The organism is Kitasatospora aureofaciens (genome assembly GCF_019192735.1).
Classification (GTDB): Bacteria; Actinomycetota; Actinomycetes; order Streptomycetales; family Streptomycetaceae; genus Kitasatospora; species Kitasatospora aureofaciens_A.
Genome location: NZ_JAHTKP010000001.1, coordinates 83,890 through 102,519, shown reverse-complemented (window position 1 = coordinate 102,519; position 18,630 = coordinate 83,890). Strand labels below are relative to the sequence as shown.

The following is an 18,630-nucleotide window of genomic DNA, read 5'->3' as shown; positions in this document are numbered from 1 at the left end:
CACCGCCTCGGTCGCCGCCGACGGCTCAGTGGAAGCGGTGTTCCTGCGGTGCGAGCCGGGGGCCGAATCGGGGAGCTCGGGTGCCGGCCAGCCGGATGAGGCGGCAGACCCGGTGCCGATTCCCGGCGTAGGGCTCCAGTAGCTCCAGCATTTGCTCGTCGCTGCTGCGCGCCCGGCCGGCCAGGGCCCAGCCGACGACGTTTTTCAGGTGGAAGTCGCCGACGGATACGGCGTCCGGGTCGCCGTTGCTGCGCTGCAGGGTCTCGGCCGCCGTCCAGGGGCCGATGCCAGGAACGGTGGTGAGCCGGGCGGCGGCTGCCAAGGAGTCCATCGCGCCAGCCTCTTCCAGTCGCGGCGCCAGGCGCACTGCCTGCTGGATGGTGGCGGACCGCATCGGGTCGACGCCGGCCTTGTGCCACTCCCATGAGGGGATCAGCGCCCACTGCCGGGCGGCGGGTGCCACCCGCAGGTCGGCGAGCGGGCCGGGAGCGGGTGTGCCGAAGCGGCGCAGCAGGTAGCGCCAGGCGCGGTGCGCCTCGGTGACCGTGACCTTCTGCTCCAGGATCGCGGGCACCAGCGAGTCGAGCACCAGTCCGGTCGAGCCCAGTCGCAGCCCGGGGTTGCGCCGTTGGACCTCGCGCAGCGGGCCGGGCGGAAGGATCAGGGTGTGCGGTTCGTCGTGCGCGCCGAGCATGGCCGGCACCCGCTCCAGCAGCCATGGGGCCCCGTCGCCCCAGGCTGTGGCGTCCACCTCGCCAGTGCTCGGGCTGGGGGAGATGCGGATCGTTCCGATGCCCGCGGGGGTGCGGGCGGCGCGCCACAGGGAGTCGGCCTGCCATCGGGCGGTCGGGTCGTGCGCGCCGCGGTGCAGCGGCGCCGCGACCTGCGCCAAGTCGAGCGGGTACGTCGGCCGCCACCTGCGGTGCTCCCCGCCGTGCTGCTCCACTGCTGTGTCCCGGCTGTTCGGTGGCGTGCTGTCGACACGCACTCTATGTGACCGGCAAAGCGTTCGAACAAATAATCGAACACGCGCTACGCTGGTCGGACGGAGGGGATACCGGACGAGGCGATGGGGGTCGGGGAATGAGGAGGCGACCAGTGTGTTTACCCATCTGCACGTCGCCTCCGGCTACTCGGTGCGCTACGGCGCCTCGTTGCCCGACGCACTGGTCGAACACGCCGCCGAGCAGGGCCTGGGTGCCCTATCCATCACTGACCGTGACACCGTCTCGGGGGTCGTCCGGTTCGCGCAGGCCTGCGCGAAGGCCGGAATCCGGCCGGTGTTCGGCGCCGACCTCGCTGTGCCCCGCCTTCAGCCGCCCGCCGGCGCCGCAGGTGTGCGGCCGCGCAACCCTGCCCGCGGCGGGGCTTTCGTCGACGAATCCGCGCCGCGCATCACGCTGCTGGCCCGCGACCGCACCGGCTGGGCGAACCTGTGCGCGCTGATCACCGCCGCCTGGGCCGCCCGCGCCCAGGCCGGCGGCGGACAGCCCGTCGTCCCCTGGCCCGCGCTGCACGAGCACGCGGCCGGCCTGACGGCCCTGCTGGGCCCCGCCTCCGAACCGATCCGCGCGCTCGCCCAGGGCCGGCCGGACAAGGCCGCGGACCTGCTCGCCCCGTGGCGCGACATCTACGGCCCCCACCTGCGCCTGGAGGCCGTCCACCACCGCCGCACCGGCACTGGACCCGGCAGCCTGCGCCTGGCCGCCCGAACGGTGGGCCTCGCCGCCGACCTCGACCTGCTCGCTGTCCTCACCAATGCGGTGCGATACGCCGCACCCGTCCAGGCGCGGATCGCGGACGTGCTGGACTCGGCCCGCCTGCTGATGCCCGTTCAGCCCGGCACCGTGGACAACGGCGAACGCGATCTGAAGGACGCCGCCTCGATGGCGGAGCTGGCGGAGGAGGTCGCTCGGGCGGCGGGCCGGGAGCACGGGGGAGCCGCCCACCTGCTGGCCACTACCGCTCGCACCGCCGACGACTGCCGCCTCGACCCCGCGGCCGACCTCGGCCTCGGGCGGGTGCATTTCCCGGAGGAGGACCAGATCGGCGCCGCGCCGGGCACCAGCTTCAGGGTGCTGCGCGAGCGGTGTGAGGCGGCGATGGTTCGGCTCGGCTACGACCGCAGCCCCACGATGCGCCACCGACTGGACGAGGAGCTGCGGGTCATCCAGACCCTCGGCTGGCCCACCTACTTCTTGACGGTCGCCCAGGTCGTGGACGACGTGCGTGAGATGGGGATCCGGGTGCAGGCCCGCGGCTCCGGCGCGGGCAGCCTCGTGGTGCACCTGCTCGGCATCAGCTTCGCCAACCCCTTGGATCACGGGCTGATCATGGAACGGTTCCTGAACCTGCGGCGTCACTCCCTTCCGGACATCGACATCGACGTGGAATCCGCCCGCCGACTCGACGTCTACCGCAGGATCCTGGACCGGTTCGGCGCCGAGCGGGTCTGCACCCTGTCGATGCCGGAGACCTACCGGGTGCGGTGGGCTATCCGCGACTCTGGCCTCGCGCTCGGAATGCCCCCCGACGAGGTCGACCGCCTCGCGAAGGCCTTCCCGCACATCACCGCCCGCTCGGTGAAGACAGCGCTGGCCGAACTCCCGGAACTGCGCGAGGTCGCCGCTCACGCCGACCGGTACGGCAGGCTCTGGGACCTGGTCGAGGGCCTGGACGCGCTGCCGCGCGGCACCGCCATGCACCCCTGCGGCGTCATCCTCTCCGACGCCACCCTCCTGCAGCGCACCCCCGTGATGCCGACCGCCGGCGAGGGTTTCCCCGGCACGCCTTTCGACAAGGAGGACGTGGAGATCGACGGGCTGGGCCTGCTGAAGCTGGACGTCCTCGGAGTGCGGATGCAGAGCAGCATGGCCTACGCGGTCCAGGAGATCGAACGCACCACCGGCAAGAAGGTAGATCTCGACGACCGCACCCAGGTCCCGCTCACCGACCCCGCAGCCTTCGAGCTGCTGCGCGAAGGCGAGTCGATCGGGGTCTTCCAGTTGGAGAGTCCCGGGCAGAAGGAACTTTTGGGGCGCCTGCAGCCGACTACCTTCGAGGACCTGATCGCCGAGATTTCCCTGTTCCGGCCGGGACCGGTCCAGGCCGACATGATCAAACCGTTCATCCTCGGCCGGCACGGCCGACGGCCCGTCACCTACCCGCACCCGGACCTGGAGCCGTGGCTGGCCTCGACCTACGGGGTGGTGATCTTCAACGAGCAGGTCGCCGGGCTGTTCGCGACGATGACCCGCTCGGACCTGGCGATGGGGGAGGAGGCTCGCCGCGCGCTCGCCAAGCCGGAGCGGATCCCGGCGCTGGAGGCCTGGTGCCGCCAGCGCGCCAGCGAGGCCGGCTACGAACAGCAGGTCGTGGACGAGGTCTGGAAGATGCTGGAGAACATGGGCGCCTACGGCTTCGCGAAGGCGCACGCCGTGGCCTTCGCCCTGCCCACGCTGCAGAGTGCCTGGTTGAAGTCGCACTTTCCGGCGGCGTTCGCCACAGGTCTGCTCGAACACGATCCCGGCATGTACCCCAAGCGGTACATCCTGGCCGATGCCCGCCGCCGCGGTGTGCCGATCCTGCCGCTGGACGTCCAGCACTCCGGCGCGCACTACCGCACCGAACTCGACCCCGACGGACGGCTCGGGATCCGCATCTCGCTGGCCGACGTGCACGGCATCAGCCAGGAGCAGGCCGAGCGGATCGCCGCCCACCGCCCCTACGGCGACGTCGGAGACTTCTGGGTCCGAGCCCGCCCCTCCCTGCCGATTGCCGAACGCCTGGCGCGGATCGGCGCCCTCGACACCCTCGCCCCGGGCGTTCGCCGCCGGGACCTGCTGCTGCAGCTCGACGAGCTCCACCGCCAGCACGCCGGCGCCGCGAGCCCCGAGCAGATGGTCCTCACCCCGGTCACCGCCCCCACGGACGCGACGGGGCTGCCCGACATGACACCGCGCGAGCAGCTCCAGGCCGAGTTGGAAGTCATCGGCATGGACGCCAGCCGCCACCTCATGGAGCCCTACCACCCGCTGCTCGCCGAACTCGGCGTCACCCCGGCCCACCGGCTGGGCGAGGTGCCGACCGGCGAGACGGTCCTGGTCGCGGGCGCCAAGATCGCGATCCAGACCCCGCCCATGCGCTCGGGCCGGCGGACCATCTTCGTGTCGCTGGACGACGGCAGCCAGGGCGGCCAGATCGACCTCGCTTTTTTCGACGACACCCACGAACAAGCCGCCCACGTCCTGTTCCACCACTTCGTGCTGCTGGCCCGCGGCACCGTCTCCCGGCGCGGCAAATCCGCCACCATCGTTGGCTCGCGCGCCTGGAACCTCACCGACGTCGCCGACGCCCACCAGCAGGGCGGCACCGCAGCGGTGCGCCGACTGCTCGCCGACCAACCCACCACCCAAGGCGCCGAGCAGGCCCAGTTGCCTGCCCCGCAGCCTGCTGACGCACCGTCGACCCCGGCCCGCCGGGAGCGGGCGGGTGCGGGACGGCTATTCCACGCCAGCCCGGGGAGCGCTGGATGAGCCGAGCGATCCTCCACCTGCGCTTCACCCGGCCGACGTTCGAGACCTACCGGGAGCTGTTCAGCGTGCTCGGCGACGTCTCGCCCGTCGTCCAGGCACTGCCACCCGACTGCGCCCTGATGGACATCACCGGTGCGCTGCCCTACTTCCACCGCACACCGGCCGACCTCGCCGACCTGCTCCAGACCCGCTTGCTCGCCCGCTACGGCCTGCACACCACCGCGATCGGCGGCGGACCCACCCGCATGCTCGCCACCATGGCCGCCGACACCTGCCCACCCGGCCACACCCACATCCTCGACCCGAACGACCCGGACGCCATCACCGGATTCCTGCGCGCCCGACCCGTCGAAGCCCTGCCCGGCGTCGGCCCCAAACTCACCCGCGCCCTGGCCCGCTACGGCGTCACGACCGTCGGCCAGCTCGCCGACCTGCCCCCGGCCACCATCCAACGCATCGCCGGCGCCAGCACCGGCCGCCTCCTCCACCAGCGCGCCCACGGCAACGACCCACGCCGCATCGCCCCCAGCGGACCACCCGTCAGCATCGCCGCCACCAGGCGCTTCGAGCGCGACACCCTCGACCCCGACCAGGTCCGCCAAGCCCTCCTCGCCCTGGCCGTGGACCTGGGCGCGCGCCTGCGCACCAGCCACAAGAGCGCCCGCCACCTCGAACTGCAGATCACCTACGCCGACCACACCCACACCAGCCGCTCACGCACCCTCAAGGAACCCACCGCCCACACCCCCGCACTGCGCGACACCCTGTACACCCTCTACACCGCCCTACGCCTGGAACGCGCCCGCATCCGCGCCCTCACAGCACGCGTCGCCGGACTCGACCACGCCACCCGCGCCTACACCCAACTCACCTTCGACCGCACCACCGAAGACCACCGCCGCCTCGAACCCATCCTCGACAAGGCCAACACCCGCTTCGGAACCGCGGCGCTGCGCCCGGCGGCACTCGTCGCTCCCAACGCCGCGATCAGGCGGTGACCCTGGCATCGCGGGCCGCAATCCGGTTTCCGCCGTCACAGGAGCGCAATAGAGTCCGCAACCACCTACTGATCAAGAAGGGCGCCATGGCCGACAGCAACACTGCGCCGAACAGACGTCCCAGCGTGAGCGATCAGCACCTGCAGCTCCTCCACCACCCGGCCACCTCCCTGGCATCGGACGCCGTGACCCAGCTGCCCGTCGAGGACCTGGTCTACGAGGTCGCCGACGCCACCGTGCGCACCGGCGAGCCGGAGTACGGGCAGCTGCTGCTGGCCGAGCTGGAGCGCCGCAGCGACCACGCGCTGTGGGAAGCGGCCCTGGTGTGCCTGGGACTGCTCTCCTCCCGTCCCGTCTACGGCCTTCCCGAAGAGGCTGGCGTGGACCGCCTGCGGCAGATCGCCCGAACCACGCCCGACGCGGTCACCGCCCTGGTCCTCGAACTCCAGGCCCGGCACCGCAGCATCGGCAGGCAGGCCGCGCACCTGGTCTGGCAAGAAGCACCCGCGGACATTCGGCACACTGCCATGCTTCAGCTGCTCATCATGCTGTGCTGGTCGGTCGGATCCGAGCACGGCCGCCTGACTCCCGCGCAGACGGCGTCACTGATCAAGAACCTCGTCATCACACCCGGCGCCCCGCAGTGACCCAGTCGCTCGACCGGCCCGCGCCCCGCCGGATGACCGCCAACCGATAGTCCGACTTCCGCCTCACCCGGCGGGTCGCGGACACACTGACCCGCCCAGCGTGGATTGCTGAGCCCATGGACACACTGAACCCCCTGCGGTTCCGCGACGACCTGGCCGACCTGCTGCGGGACCACTACGGCCCGCCGAGAGACCGACCGCTTCATCTCAAGGTCGGCAGCCAGCTGGCCCAGACACTGGCCAGCACGCTCCAGAATGGCTACTTCGAAGAGCTTCTGACCGCAGCCATCGAAGCCGACCGACAGTGGTGCGCGCCGGTACCCCCGCACTCGCCGACCAGCTTCTCCTCCCTTGTGGACTTCACGCTGCGTCGAGCCGTCCAGGACCCCGAAGAGATTCCGGAGATCCGGATCGCCTGGCACACCCTGCTCGCACTCCACTCGACCCTTGGGACCGGCTTCGCTCTCTTCGCCAGCTGCATGCGCAGCGCCGCGCGGGAATCCGGTCGCGTCGCCGCCACCTCCTAGATCCCCACCCCGTCCCGGGCCCGCCGGGAGCCGGAACCGACGATCTACCGTGGAAGAGCACGAGCCGGAGGTGCTCCGTGGAGAAGGCCTCGATGATCTGCGAGGGATGCGGGCAGCCGGCCGCCTGGACGCCCTTCGGCCGCTGCTCCTGGGAGTGCTACGACCAGGACCGGAGCACCGAGCAGGAGCAGCAGGCGATGATCGACGCCGCACCGGATGCCTTCGCGTTCTTCATGGGTCTGGCGCCTGGGCGCCGGATCGACTCCTCCGAGTAATCCGTGCCGCCCTTCCGTCTCCCGATCGAGGTCGCGCTCGCCAAGCCGATCGAGCACCTGCCGGCCAGCGCCGCGGGCAGCTTGGCAGAGCCCAAGTGCGACGGCTGGAGAGCCATTGTGGTGGCCGGCCCCCACCCCCGGGTGTACAGCCGGCACGGCACCGACCTGACCCGCGCGTTCGCCGACGTCGCCGAAGCCGCCCGCCACCTCACCTCGTGCGTGCTCGACGGCGAGCTACTGGCCGTGAAGCCCGACGGCACCGCCTCCTTCACCCTGCTCCAGACCCGATCCGGCAAAGGACCGAGACCCGGCGCCGGATTCGCCGTCCACCTTGCTGCCTTCGATGCCCTGGCCCGCGGAGACGAGACCGACCTGCGCCCGCTGCCCTACCTGGAGCGTCGCGCCCACCTCCTGGAACTCCTGCAGAACGGCCCCGCGACGATCCAGCCGCTGCCGGCCACCGAGGACCTCACCGAGGCCCGCCGCTGGTTCGGCACCCTCGGGGGCGCCATCGAGGGCTGCGTCCTGAAGCCGGCCACCTCCCGCTACCTCGCCGGCTACGGCTCAGGGTGGCGGAAGTACCGCGTCCGGACCACCGTCGACGCCGCCATCGTCGGCATCGTCCCCGGCCGAACCCCCGCCGCGCAGGCCGCCGTCCTCGCCCAGCCTGACGCCCGCGGCCGACTGCGCCCCGTCGGCGTCAGCCTTCCCCTCGGCGGCCAGCTGCGCGCCGAACTCGCCGACCTGCTGCGCCCGGCCGGTGCGATGACCGAGCTGTCAGGCACCGTCGGCGGTCTGCCCGGCAGCCCGCCGGTGCCCTACCTGCCGGTGCATCCGGACGTCGTCGTGGAGATCTCGGTCGACCAGCACAAGCCCGAGTTCGGCCGCTACCGTCACCGGCCGCGCGTCCTGCGTGTCCGAGCTGACCTGACCCCTGACCAGGTCGCTCCAACCGAGACCTGAGCCTGCCGCGCCGCCCGAAGCGGACCCTTGGCAGCGATCGCCAACAGCATCAGCGTCCCCGCGCCTTCATGGCACGCCAGCCCCACCGTGCTGCTCGATCGCGTGGCGGAGAACGGTGCGGGCGGCATGGCGTAGTCGCCGCAGGTGGTGATGGGTGAACTGGGTTCCGGCCTGCGGCGCGAACAAGTCCATGTGCGGGAAGCCGAAGCTGTCCTCGGTGCCGAACATCGCTCCGGTGTGGCCGGTCCGGGACCGCAGCTCGTACGCCTGGCGGAGACGACCGCGCTCCTTGCTGGACAAGCCCGCACGGCGCAGCGCCTCCTTGAAGCGTGCCTGGGCCACACCCTTCTCAGTGGGACATTCCTCGCAGCAGTCGCAGGGGGCGGGTTCGACGTAGCGCTCGCCATAGCCCTCGATGGCTGCAACGTAAGCCAGGTGCGCCGCCGAGGGGTGGTCGCGCTCCAGGCGGACGGCCTCGTAGGCGGCATCGACGGCGCGATCCAAGCCGGGATCGACGTCTACCGCCTGCCACGCGCGGGACAGCCACACGGGCAGGTCGAGCGGGACGGCGCCTTCGAGCGGCTCCCCAGTCCACGGGCCGGGCCGGTCCGGGTCGCCGAGCTCGTGCCAGAGCCCCGTGGCGGGGACCTTGAGGCCTTCCGCACCCGGTTGGAAGTGCAGCGGCTGACTGCGGGGAATCCAGCACACGATGGGGCTGGTGAGGGTCAGCAGCGCACAGATCCGGCGAACCTGGCGCTGCGCCTCGCGGAAGCCGGGCGTCCAGCTGTAGGCGCTCACCGTGCCGGCGGCGATGAGCGGGTAGGTGTACGTGGGGATGAACGGGCCGCTGAGGTCGAGGCGCGAGAACCTGGTCTCGCGCATACAGACGCCACCTGGCCGCAGCTGGATCGGCCCGACCTGGACAGCGTCTAGGAGGGGGCCGAGCAGGGAGATGTCCGGGCCGACGATCGCCTCCCAGGTGAAATCCGTGTGGCCATGTCCGAGCTGAGCGACGGCGCGTTCGATTCCGCTGCGCCACTCGTCGAGTTCGCCTGGGGCAGGGGTTTCGCCGTGCCCGTGGAGGGTGCACAGGATGCCGTCAGGGTGCTGATCGACCAGAAGCAGGGTGGCCTCGACAGCTTCGGAGTGGCCGATTCGGACCTGTCCAGCGTGGGTCGTCTGGCCGCCGCCAGCGCGGTCGGGCAGCGCTCGGGCGAGGTGGTGGTGCCACTCATCTCCCTGCGCCAGGTAGTTGACGGAAAACGCTCCGAGATCGTGCTGCCACCCCACGCGCGGGCTCCTTCAGTCGGGACACAACCACACCGTCGTCTCGCCATGATGCAGCTGCGCACCGCGATCCAGTCCACTGAAATTTGAGCAAGATCACCTCGCCGGTGCCATCACCGCGCCGACTCGCGCACTGGCGGCCGCGGCGAATACAGCGGGTTCCGGATACGTGACGGTTACCAGCTAGACGAGCTGACCTCACTGCGGACCAGCTCGCCCCGGCGGGATCGCCGATGCGCTGAGCGGGTAGCGTCAGCCAGCCTAGAAGTGGGCAGGGTGACGGTCATGACGGACGATGACGACTTCGACCTCGCTTCGCTGCGCTCTTGGCCTCACCTCGTCGGCGTCGATGTCGACGAGGCCAGGGCCGTGATCGAGGCCGAGGACCCGGACCTGCACGTTGGGCCCGTGCCGACGGATCACGACGTCACGTGCGACTTCTGGCCGGACCGGGTGTGGCTGTGGTTCGACCCGGACACCCGCTTGGTCAGTCAGACACCCCGGGTCGGCTGACCAGGGGACCAGCTCACCACGGAATCGCCACTCCGAGCCGGCCGCGTCAGCCCAGCCGGGGCCACCATCCGCCGCCCCGCTCCTTTGGCGGTCCGGCCGCGACCTCACCCAGTGCCCGCTCCTCCTGCGCGGCGAGTTGCGCACGCTGGTCATCGGCGAACTGCACGACCAGGTCCAGGGTCGAGCGCCGCTGGTCTACACGCCGGCGAACGATCTGCTCGGCCGACTGCCGGCGATCGGCATCGCGCTGCTCGGCGGCCTCGCCGTCCAGCTGCCACGCGCCCATCGTCATGGCTGGCCACGTGACGAGGTCCGACGGCTCGGTGCAGGCCTCGACGAGAGCGTCGAGCTGTTCGCGGGCCTTGTGGGCCCGCTTGGCCGCCTCCAGGACGACCTGCAGGAGTGCCGGATCGTCAACCCACCTGCGCGGGGAGGACGCCCAGCGCGGCGAGGAGTCCAACTCGCTTAGCAGCTTGTTGAGTTCGCTCTCCACATCGCTCATGGACCGGAGTATGGACCAGTGCGGGGCTGCTCGGAGCCGGTATCGGGCAGGTACCACCCGTTCGGGACCGGACTCGCGGAATCCCCACCGACCTCGATCACGCGGTCCCTACAGTGGCCGGTGGGGCGCCGCGACCGGCGCCCGAGCGACCGCAGCAGGAGGGCCGGTATGGGAGTGGTCATGAAGGTGGAGCAAGCCCGCCGGGCGATCGGCGAAGCGGTCAGCGCCAGGATAACGTGGCAACGTCCCGGCGGTGTGCCGCGCCCATCTGCCCCACCGCCAAGCGCCGCGCGGGCCGCGGCCGCGGGTCATGTCCGACGATTTCGGTAGGCGGAGAGGTCCGCTACACCGGCCTTCCGCTCCGCCTGGCTTCGTGACTCTTCGTAGTCGAGAGTAAGTTACCGGAGGGCTTCGGCATAGATGGCGACGGTCCGGCGGAGCCGGGTGTTCTCTCGACGGAGGTCGGTGCTGATCTCCTGGGGAGTCCTCGCCCGCGAGGGCTCCCCTTCCGGCGATTCAGGGACCTGTCGAGGGTTGGCCTCCTCCTTGAACCAGTCGATCAGGTGCGGGAAGTTCTGGTAGTAGGTCGCGTGCGTGACGACTTCGTGGCGCAGCGCGGAGGAGGGACAGGACGTCGTGGTCGGCACCGCCGACCTCACCGACGACCAGGACCTCACCGACGACGAGCCGGGAGCGCTGGGTGCCGGTGCCCCCGTGGTCGGGTTACGGCTTGAGGTGGTCCCACCACCAGGCGATGGTGGGGTAGGGGAGGGGGCCGGTGCTGGGGTCGCTCGGTTTGTCGACCCGGGTGACGGTGTGGGGGGAGTCGGGAAGCAAATAGCGGGCGCATGTCATGGCGAAGTTGATGTTTCCGCTTGTTATGCGATCAAGCCCGGTGAGGTAGCGGCGGAGGTCGTCGTCGTCTTCGGCGAGGAGGTTCTCGCGTAGTTGGAGGTAGAGGGTCATCATGCGGTCGCGGATGGCGATGGCGTCGGTGACGGCCTGCTCGAAGGTGTGGTCGGGGTGGTCGTGGCGGATCGCGTCGAACAGGTTGTGCTTCTTGACCGCCAGGTCGCGCTCGCGCAGGTAGGAGTAGCGGTCGTTGTCCAGGCCGCCGGCGAGCATGCTGGCCTCGGCGGCCGCGCGGACAGCTGGACGGGCCCATTGCCGCTCGCTGAGTTCGATGCCCTCGGTCGCGTCGATGTAGGAGGCTGCGGCATACGCCCCGACCGAGCCGATCCGCATGGCCAGGTAGTCGTTGACGGACAGAGCGGCCCCCTGTCCGAGGAGGCTGGCCTCCCACGTCATCTGGTAGAGCCACAGGCACTGGCCCGCGGCGAAGCGCTCCCATTGGATTGGGGTCATGAGACTGCGCAGGCGAAGGCACACCTCCCGCAGGGCGATGTCTGCGGGGGCGGTGGCGTCCGGCCACGAGTGCGGCGACCGGAAGGTGCGCTCCCAGCGGCCCATCGAGGCGAGGAAGTCGCGTACCGGTCGGCCCGATCCGGAGAGCTCGTTGGGGATCCAGCCCCACGCGTTGTAGTCGGACAAGGCCTGCCCGAGCTCCCCGGTCGCGTGCGGGAATATGTGCGCGGTGAGTGTCGCGCCGGTCAGGGCGAGCATCGTGGTCTGCCAGGCATCGCCCTCGCCGAGATCGAACTGCTGCGCCCAGGCCAGCGTTCTTTCTCGCATGCGCTCCGCGTCGGGATGGATCTCTGCGGTGAGCGGGCTGTAGAAGGACAGAAGCTGGGCGATCACGCTGTCCGGCAGATCGGGGTGGGTCACTGACTTCTCCTCACGGGCCTGTGCGGGCAGGGTTCATGTCGGGTTCCTGGAACTGCGGGGAGAGGCCGCCCCGGCCCACGGGGATGACCGGCGGTGGGTGGGCGGCGGGAGCGTGCCGGTTGGGTTGGTGGCGAGCGGCCGGGTTGTTCGCTTTCACGCGGACGGCAGCGGGGCCGCCTTGGCCGGGGTGCGGGTCAGGTGCGACAGGGCGCGGGTGTGGGCGCTGGCGGGGAGTTGGGAGATGGCGTAGCGGGCCAGCCGGGCGTGGTGGTCGGCCATCGCGTGTGCGGTTTTGAGGGCGCCGGTCTCCTCCAGCAGGGCGCGCATCCGGTGCAGTGCGGTCTGCGGGTCGGTCTTGTCGGACAGGGTGTGGCGCAGGGCGGCGCGGGCGGCTGTATCGGCGCGCTGGTGGGCGAGCAGGACGGGCAAGGTGGGGCAGTGGTTGCGCAGGTCGCTGTCGGCAGGCTTGCCCATCAGGTGGGCGGTGGCCGACTCGTAGGGGAGGAGGTCGTCGCGGATCTGAAAGGCGATGCCGAGATGGTCGCCGAAGGTCCCGAGCAGATCGGTGGCGTGGTCGTCGCCTCCGCCGAGAATGGAGCCGACGCGGCAGGCGGCCTCGAACAGGGCGGCTGTCTTGCCCCGGGCCATCGCCAGGTAGTCGTCGACGGAATGGTCCAGGTCGCCTCTCATCGTCAGTTCCTCGAAGGCTCCCCGGCAGATCGCGGTTCCGGCTCCCGCCTGTACTGCCATGGCCCGCTGGACGCGATCGGCGGGAACTCCGCGGCGGGCGCATTCGGCGAGCGCCGCGAACCACGCGAAGAACAGGGCGTTGCCGGCGATGATGGCCTGCGCGGGCCCGAACGCGGTGTGCACCGCCTTGCGGCCGCGCCGCTCGCCGTCGCGGTCGATGATGTCGTCGTGCATCAGGCTGCCGACGTGGGCACCCTCGATCCCGGCCGCGGCCGGCAGTACGGCGCCCAGGTCCCCGCCCACCACCAGCGCCGCATGCACCACGAGTGAGGGCCGTAAGAGCTTGCCTGTCGGGATCACCGCGTACCGGTGCACCGCGTCCAATCCCGTCACACCGTCCGGCCACAGGCGATCGAACTCCGCTTCCAGCAGACTGACAATCGTGGTCGGGGTCGGCTCCCCCGATACCCGGGCGGCCCGGCCGCCGGCGGGCCGCCTGGGTATCGGTACGTCCCCCTGGCTTGACAGTTCGGTCATGCACACCCCCTCTATCAGCAGCTTGTATGAACGTTCCAATGTGCTGGGCTAACACCACCAGCCCCACCGCCGCGACGGAACGGCTCACAGCCGCTTCATCGGAACACGGGCCCCGCCCGCCGCACGGGCCTCGTGCTCCCACACCACTCCTTCCAGTGGTTTCGGGCACAGACCTGCCCGCCGCCCGCTCGTCCCGGCGCCGAACCGACGCTGTTCGAGGCGGACCTAACTTCGTGACGCTGGGTGACCCCGGGCAGGTCGAGCCGCCCGGCTCAGGCAGGCGTGCTGGTGAGCGAGCCCTGGTAGCTCTCATCAGTACCTCGCGGACAACGGACGGATTGAACGACCCCCATAAGAAGTCATCTCATTTGGTGAGTCGGCGGTAGCAGATGATGGCTGCGGCGATGCTGGCGAAGGCCGCGAAGTGGTCGGCCTTGCGTTCGTAGCGGCGGTGGAGTCGGCGGAAGCCGTTCAGCCAGGCCACGGTCCTCTCGATCACCCAGCGGTGCCGGCCAAGGCGCGTGGAGGATTCGACGCCTCGGCGGGCGATGCGGGCGGTGATCTGGCGCCGTCGCAGGTAGGTGCGGATGAAGCGGTGGTCGTAGGCCTTGTCGCCGTGCAGCTTGGCGGGCCTGCGCCGCCGCGGGCCGCGCCGGGAGCGGATCGGCGGGATGGCTTCGGTGAGCGGGATCAGGGCCTGGCTGTCGTGGACGTTGGCGCCCGAGATCGCGAGCGAGAGGGGTAAACCGGTGCGTTCGGTGAGCAAGTGGATCTTCGAGCCGTATTTGCCCCGATCGACAGGATTCGGACCCGTCAGTTCCCCCTTTTCAGGGCACGCATGTTGACCGAGTCGACTGCGCAGCGGGACCAGTCCAGCTCGCCGCGGCTGCCGAGTTCGTCCAGGAGGACGCGGTGGAGCTTGGCCCACACCCGGGCCTTGCTCCACTCGGTGAAGCGCCGGTGGGCCGTCGGACCGGACGGCCCGAAGCAGGGCGGCAGCTGGGCCCACGTACACCCCGAGGTCGCGACGAAGATGATCGCGGCGAGCACCTCGCGGTCACCGTGTCGCCGGCGGCCGCCGCCCTGCGGCCGGGTCGGCGCCGCCGGCACCACCCGCTGGAACAGCTCCCACAACTCATCCGGCACCAGGCGCTCCACGATCGTCACGCGAGCAGCCTACAAGCCCAAATGAGATGACTTCTAAGATGTTTGGTTGACCGGTGCCCCGGTCCGCTCGGGAGCGACCGCGACCGCGGGGCGGTGACGGGCCCGGCGTCGGGACCGTGCGGGCGCGTGCCGGCCCGTTCACGGTGTCTGTGCGCTCCAGGCGGTGGCGCGGATGTCGATGACGGTGAGACCGGCGGTCAGAGCTGCGGTGATGCCTTCGTCGGTGTTCTCGAAGGCCAGGCAGCGGGTGGGGTCGGTGGCGAGTTTGGCGGCGGCCAGCAGGTAGCAGGCGGGGTCCGGTTTGAGGCGCTCGACGTGTTCGCGGGCGATGATGGTCTGGAACAGTCCGGTGAGGCCGATGGCGGCCAGGCCGGCGTCGACGACTCGGCCGTCGTTGGCCGAGGCCACGGCGATGGGCGCGGTGGTGGCGAGGTGGCGTGCCAGGTTTGTGACGCGCGGCAGTTCGCGTACCTGGTGGCTGCGGCTGAGCCAGTGCCCGCGCGCGATGGCCACGAACTCGCCGTCCGTGCAGGGAAGTTGCAGGTCGAGGTCCGCGTGCAGGCGGTGGCGGAGCTGGGTGAGGTCGGCGAGCGGTGCTTGCTGCAGCCATGGTTCGGGGACGGTGAGGTTCAGGTCGGCGAGGGTGGCGCGGGCGGCGTCGGTGTTGAGGGCGCTGGTGTCGGCGAGGGTGCCGTCGAAGTCGAAGACGACGGCTTCCGGGCGCAGGGCCGCAAGCAGCAGGTGGTCGGCCGCATCCGGGGCCGGCGGGTGCCGGACCCCGAGGTGGGGGATGGTGGTGGGGTACGGGGAGGTCACGGGCGGGTCCCCGGGTGCGGGAAGGTGTCGCGCAGGCCGCGGGCGGCGAGAGCGTGGATCTGGGGGCGGGTGGCGGTCAGGAACGGGCGGGGCCCGAACATCAGGGGCCGGTCGCTCCAGGTGCCGTCCTGGGTCTGGGTGTCGACGAGGAACCGCACGGCCTTGTCCACGGCGGAGGCGGTGTCCGGGCGATGGCCCTGATGGGCGGCCAGCGCGGTGAGGGCGAGGCCGGTGGCGGCGGGGCTGGAGTACGGCTCGCCCTCGATGCGCGGCCAGCCGCCGTCGGAGCGCTGCTGCGCGAGGAGCGCGTCGACGGTGGCGGGGTGTAGAGCGTGGGGGTGGGCGGTGGTACTCGTCTCAGCCGCGCCGTAGGCCGCCGGGACGTACCAGTCGCTGGACCAGTGGCCGCTCGCTCCGCGCTGAGTGAGCCATCGTCGTGCTGGGTTGGTGTCGACGCCCGGCAGGGCGGCGGCGTCGATGCCGGCGACCATGTGGGCGACGACGTCGGGGGCGGGAGTGTCGTCGTGGTCGAGCCAGGTGGTCCACAGTCCGTCGGGCCGCTGGTGGCGGCGCGCGTAGGCGGTAGCTGCGGCGCGCACCTGGTCGGCCCAGGGGGTGTGGGCGAGGGCGAGCAGGGTGTTGCCGGTGGTGTCGTTGTCGGAGTCGAGGGCGGCGGCGCAGCCCCAGCCGCCGTCGTCCCTCTGGTCGTGGGCGAGGAAGTCCAGCGCGGCGGGCAGGGCTGCTTGGTCGAAGTGGGGGTGTCCGCGCAGGGCGCGGACCATCAGGCCGGTGTCCCAGGTCTCGCTGACCATGAACCGCCAGGTGCCGTCCGGGTGCTGGCCGGCCAGCAGGTTCTCCCGGGCCCGCAGGGTCGCCCGGTGCGCGGGCGCGGCGCGGTTCAGGGCCAGGTGCAGCATCCCGGTGACCAGCGGCATGCCGTAGAAGGAGCCGTCCGGGCCCTGAGCCCGGGCGAGTTCCCCGATGGCGGCGGGCGGGATCGGCAGGTCGAGGGCGCTGCGCGCGATGGCTTGGAAGGCGAGCAGCATCGTCCGCTGCCAGGGCTTGAACCGCTGCCCGCGCTCGGTCGCCAGTACGTGGCCGGCCTGGTCGAGCAGTCGGCGGGGATCGACTCCCTCGCAGCCTGTCGCGCAGGCCAGGGCGTGCAGGTAGAGAGCGCGCCTGGCCCGCGGCCCATCCGAGGTGTCCGGGTCCGTGAACGCGGCGGCGGCACCGGTGGTGGCCGCGGCGACGAGCCAGCTGTCGGCGGCCTGAGCGAACCGGTCGTGGCGTTGCACCTCCGCGCCGGCCAGCCAGCGAACGGCACGCTCCCGCGCCGCCTGCGCTCCCTCAACTCCGGCCAGAGAGCAGGCGACGACGGCGTTCTCCAGGACGCGCGGCTCGGTGAACACCCGCCAGGCGCCGTCGGGGCCTTGCGTGGCTGCGGCGAACTCCGACGCTTGCCGCAGTGCGCGCGCGGCCGCGGCGGCGTCACTTACAGGCACGGAAGGGGCTGGCTGTCCCGCACGGGCGACCACCAGCGAACTGACGGAAAGTGACATTCTGGACCCTTTCGTAGGCAACCCGGTGACCCTTCCCGCCGAGCCGAACGGCGAACCCCGTCGGCCCCCGACCGATTCTCACAACCGATCGAGCACAGGCGAAGGAGGCGGAGGGAGGGGAGGCTGGGGCGCAGGGCCGGCCGGTGCGGGCCGGCCCCCGGAGTGACTCCCGAACCGGTACAGGCGCTGCTCAACAGGACCAGCCGCATAGTCCCGCTGCGCGCGACGCGGTCGATGCCCCTGCTCCAACCAGTCGATGCATCGACTCACTGAGTGGTGTGCATCGTGAAGTGGCAGGTCACGGGCCTGGTGTGCGTCGGCGTCGGGGTGCTCACGCTGGTTGCGGGCGGATGACTTCGGTGAAGATCGTCGGTCAGCGGGCGACTTCCCGGTTCGTCAGGACCAGCAGGGCCCGCACCAGCGCGGTCGCCCACTTCGGGTCGGTGCGGACCTTGCCGAGCACGCGCCAGTTCTTCAGGTGCGCGAAGCCGTGCTCGACCGGCGCCCGGACCCCGGCCAGCGCCTTGTTGGACAGCTTCTGCCCCCGGGTAAGAGGCCGGTTGCGGGCCGCCTTGTAGCCGGTGATCACCGCCGGGTCGGCGTCCGGGCCGCTGTCGTCGAGGCCGACGAAGCCCAGGTCGGCGATCGCGCCGAGGCCGACCGCGCGCAGATGGGCGGTCAGTTTGTCGTGGCGGCACGCGGTGATCTCCGAGGTGCGTCCGGGTCGGACCGCGCTCACCCAGACCAGGCGGCCCTTGTCATCGGTGAGCGCGATCACGAGCAGGCCGTGGCATTTGTGCTTGCCGGAGTAGTTCTTCCGGTTCTCGGTCCCGGTGCGGCGGCGGGTGCGTATCAGAGAACCGTCCAGCAGGACCACCCCGCCACCCGATCGGGCGATCTTCTTGAGCGCGCGGTCCAGGCGCGGGGCGCGGGCGGCCAGCAGGCCGACGACCTCGCGCACCCACCGGGTCACGGTGGTGCGGTGCACCCCGTTCCCGCCCGCCATGTCGCCGGGCCGCTGGTCACAGCGCAGCACCGCCAGCACGATGCCGGCGATCCTCCCTGCCGACAGGGCCCGCCACCGCGATCCGATCTTCTTGCAGTGGCCGCGTATCAGGTCGGCGAGCCAGTTCAAGGTGGCACTCGACAGCGGCAGGCGGGCGGTGTAGACAAGACCGTCGGGGCCCTCGACGAGACCGTTGTTTTTCTTCACACCAAGCTCAACTGCCGCCGGGGGCCCTCCGGTTACGCCCTGAGGCGTGCAGGACCTGGACGGCTACAGCCGTGCGGTGAACTTCCCGTCGCCGCGTTTGTGCAGCCAGCCGCGGTCCGCGAGCTTGACCAGTTTCGCCCGCAGCGGCTCCAGCTTCCCGCGCACCTCCACCTGAAGGCCCAGCTCCTCGCCCACCGCCCGCACCTGCACCGGACCGCCGGCGGCTCGCACGATCGCCAGGATCCGGCGGTAGTCGTCGGGCAGCGCGGTCTCGTCAACGCTGTCGCCACGGTGCGGGACCAGCAGCATCGCACGCCCGCCGACCTGCGCTGACGCCGGTGCGACGGCAGCCCGTTCCCCAGCTGTCCGCTCGCTCATCCGCGTCAGGACCCTCTCGGCGACTACGAGTTCGTCCCGCTCGGCCTTCACCTCGTCCAACTGCTTGACCAGCTGTTCTTCCAGCTCGTCCAATTCCGCGCGCCGCGCGGCGATCCGTTCCAGTACCTCGGGGTCCACCATGCCCGGGAGCGTAGGAGCATCGCGGGCTGGAACGGGCCAGAACCCACGAAGACCTCCCTGCCCGACGATCTACACGGCAGACTGCCGCGCGTGACCA

At 71.1% G+C, this 18,630-nt stretch carries 19 protein-coding genes; 8 read left to right on the top strand and 11 right to left on the bottom strand.

What is annotated here, in order from left to right:
- Positions 1-25: 25 nt before the first annotated feature.
- Complete coding sequence (locus tag KV557_RS00560; RefSeq protein WP_218197542.1) at positions 26-946, bottom strand: DNA-3-methyladenine glycosylase family protein; 921 nt, start codon at positions 944-946, stop codon at positions 26-28.
- Between the two features lie 154 nt (positions 947-1,100).
- On the opposite strand from KV557_RS00560, the gene KV557_RS00555 reads away from it, so the two are divergent.
- From KV557_RS00555 to KV557_RS00530, 6 genes are all read left to right on the top strand, one after another.
- The gene (locus KV557_RS00555; RefSeq protein ID WP_218197541.1) at positions 1,101-4,535 is read left to right on the top strand and encodes a DNA polymerase III subunit alpha; all 3,435 of its coding nucleotides are present in this window, start codon (positions 1,101-1,103) and stop codon (positions 4,533-4,535) included.
- Entirely contained in the window at positions 4,532-5,533 is a 1,002-nt protein-coding gene (locus tag KV557_RS00550) for a DNA polymerase Y family protein (RefSeq protein ID WP_218197540.1), read from the top strand. Before KV557_RS00555 ends, KV557_RS00550 begins: the two co-directional genes overlap by 4 nt.
- A 125-nt stretch (positions 5,534-5,658) precedes the next feature.
- Complete coding sequence (locus KV557_RS00545; RefSeq protein ID WP_218197539.1) at positions 5,659-6,180, top strand: hypothetical protein; 522 nt, start codon at positions 5,659-5,661, stop codon at positions 6,178-6,180.
- A gap of 116 nt (positions 6,181-6,296) precedes the next feature.
- Positions 6,297-6,707 (top strand): hypothetical protein, encoded by a 411-nt coding sequence (locus KV557_RS00540; RefSeq protein ID WP_218197538.1) that lies wholly within the window; start codon positions 6,297-6,299, stop codon positions 6,705-6,707.
- A gap of 92 nt (positions 6,708-6,799) precedes the next feature.
- Positions 6,800-6,982, top strand: coding sequence for a hypothetical protein (locus tag KV557_RS00535; RefSeq protein WP_218197537.1), 183 nt, complete (start codon positions 6,800-6,802; stop codon positions 6,980-6,982).
- 3 nt (positions 6,983-6,985) lie between these two features.
- A complete protein-coding gene (locus KV557_RS00530; protein WP_218197536.1) occupies positions 6,986-7,945 on the top strand; it encodes an ATP-dependent DNA ligase in 960 nt (319 codons plus the stop codon).
- Between the two features lie 66 nt (positions 7,946-8,011).
- Here the strand turns inward: KV557_RS00530 and KV557_RS00525 are convergent, their stop codons facing one another.
- Positions 8,012-8,827, bottom strand: coding sequence for a hypothetical protein (locus KV557_RS00525; RefSeq protein ID WP_218197535.1), 816 nt, complete (start codon positions 8,825-8,827; stop codon positions 8,012-8,014).
- A 114-nt stretch (positions 8,828-8,941) separates the two neighbouring features.
- Here KV557_RS00525 and KV557_RS00520 point away from each other — a divergent pair, with 114 nt between their 5' ends.
- Entirely contained in the window at positions 8,942-9,322 is a 381-nt protein-coding gene (locus KV557_RS00520; protein ID WP_218197534.1) for a hypothetical protein, read from the top strand.
- 195 nt (positions 9,323-9,517) lie between these two features.
- The gene (locus tag KV557_RS00515) at positions 9,518-9,745 is read left to right on the top strand and encodes a serine protease inhibitor (RefSeq protein WP_218197533.1); all 228 of its coding nucleotides are present in this window, start codon (positions 9,518-9,520) and stop codon (positions 9,743-9,745) included.
- Between the two features lie 46 nt (positions 9,746-9,791).
- On the opposite strand, the gene KV557_RS00510 is transcribed toward KV557_RS00515, so the two are convergent.
- The 9 genes from KV557_RS00510 to KV557_RS00470 form a co-directional block, all read right to left on the bottom strand.
- Positions 9,792-10,247, bottom strand: coding sequence for a hypothetical protein (locus tag KV557_RS00510; protein WP_218197532.1), 456 nt, complete (start codon positions 10,245-10,247; stop codon positions 9,792-9,794).
- A gap of 398 nt (positions 10,248-10,645) precedes the next feature.
- Positions 10,646-10,894, bottom strand: a complete 249-nt coding sequence (locus KV557_RS00505) for a hypothetical protein (protein WP_218197531.1) — start codon at positions 10,892-10,894, stop codon at positions 10,646-10,648.
- A gap of 76 nt (positions 10,895-10,970) precedes the next feature.
- Positions 10,971-12,032, bottom strand: coding sequence for a terpene synthase family protein (locus tag KV557_RS00500; RefSeq protein ID WP_218197530.1), 1,062 nt, complete (start codon positions 12,030-12,032; stop codon positions 10,971-10,973).
- A 153-nt stretch (positions 12,033-12,185) separates the two neighbouring features.
- Positions 12,186-13,259: a polyprenyl synthetase family protein gene (locus KV557_RS00495; RefSeq protein WP_218197529.1), complete on the bottom strand. Its 1,074-nt coding sequence runs from the start codon at positions 13,257-13,259 to the stop codon at positions 12,186-12,188.
- Positions 13,260-13,623: 364 nt separating this feature from the next.
- Positions 13,624-14,420, bottom strand: a protein-coding gene (locus KV557_RS00490; RefSeq protein WP_374106579.1) for an IS5 family transposase whose coding sequence is annotated in 2 segments (ribosomal slippage) — positions 13,624-14,075 and positions 14,075-14,420 — 798 coding nt in all. Because the reading frame shifts where the segments join, the coding sequence is not laid out codon by codon here.
- Between the two features lie 144 nt (positions 14,421-14,564).
- On the bottom strand, positions 14,565-15,242 hold the full coding sequence (locus KV557_RS00485) for an HAD family hydrolase (RefSeq protein WP_218197528.1): 678 nt from the start codon (positions 15,240-15,242) through the stop codon (positions 14,565-14,567).
- A complete protein-coding gene (locus KV557_RS44325; RefSeq protein ID WP_218197527.1) occupies positions 15,239-16,744 on the bottom strand; it encodes a prenyltransferase/squalene oxidase repeat-containing protein in 1,506 nt (501 codons plus the stop codon). The genes KV557_RS00485 and KV557_RS44325 overlap by 4 nt, the downstream gene beginning before the upstream one ends.
- 430 nt (positions 16,745-17,174) lie before the next feature.
- The gene (locus KV557_RS00475; protein ID WP_218197526.1) at positions 17,175-18,014 is read right to left on the bottom strand and encodes a transposase family protein; all 840 of its coding nucleotides are present in this window, start codon (positions 18,012-18,014) and stop codon (positions 17,175-17,177) included.
- Between the two features lie 63 nt (positions 18,015-18,077).
- Entirely contained in the window at positions 18,078-18,533 is a 456-nt protein-coding gene (locus KV557_RS00470) for a hypothetical protein (RefSeq protein ID WP_218197525.1), read from the bottom strand.
- Between the last annotated feature and the right edge of the window lie 97 nt (positions 18,534-18,630).

Coding starts and splice junctions, on each gene's coding strand:
- KV557_RS00550 (WP_218197540.1), top strand. CDS start 4,532: ATGAGCCGAGCGATCCTCCACCTGCGCTTCACCCGGCCGACGTTCGAG.
- KV557_RS00525 (WP_218197535.1), bottom strand. CDS start 8,827: ATGCGCGAGACCAGGTTCTCGCGCCTCGACCTCAGCGGCCCGTTCATC.
- KV557_RS00495 (WP_218197529.1), bottom strand. CDS start 13,259: ATGACCGAACTGTCAAGCCAGGGGGACGTACCGATACCCAGGCGGCCC.
- KV557_RS00520 (WP_218197534.1), top strand. CDS start 8,942: ATGTCCGAGCTGAGCGACGGCGCGTTCGATTCCGCTGCGCCACTCGTC.
- KV557_RS00540 (WP_218197538.1), top strand. CDS start 6,297: ATGGACACACTGAACCCCCTGCGGTTCCGCGACGACCTGGCCGACCTG.
- KV557_RS00535 (WP_218197537.1), top strand. CDS start 6,800: ATGATCTGCGAGGGATGCGGGCAGCCGGCCGCCTGGACGCCCTTCGGC.
- KV557_RS00470 (WP_218197525.1), bottom strand. CDS start 18,533: ATGGTGGACCCCGAGGTACTGGAACGGATCGCCGCGCGGCGCGCGGAA.
- KV557_RS00515 (WP_218197533.1), top strand. CDS start 9,518: ATGACGGACGATGACGACTTCGACCTCGCTTCGCTGCGCTCTTGGCCT.
- KV557_RS00510 (WP_218197532.1), bottom strand. CDS start 10,247: ATGAGCGATGTGGAGAGCGAACTCAACAAGCTGCTAAGCGAGTTGGAC.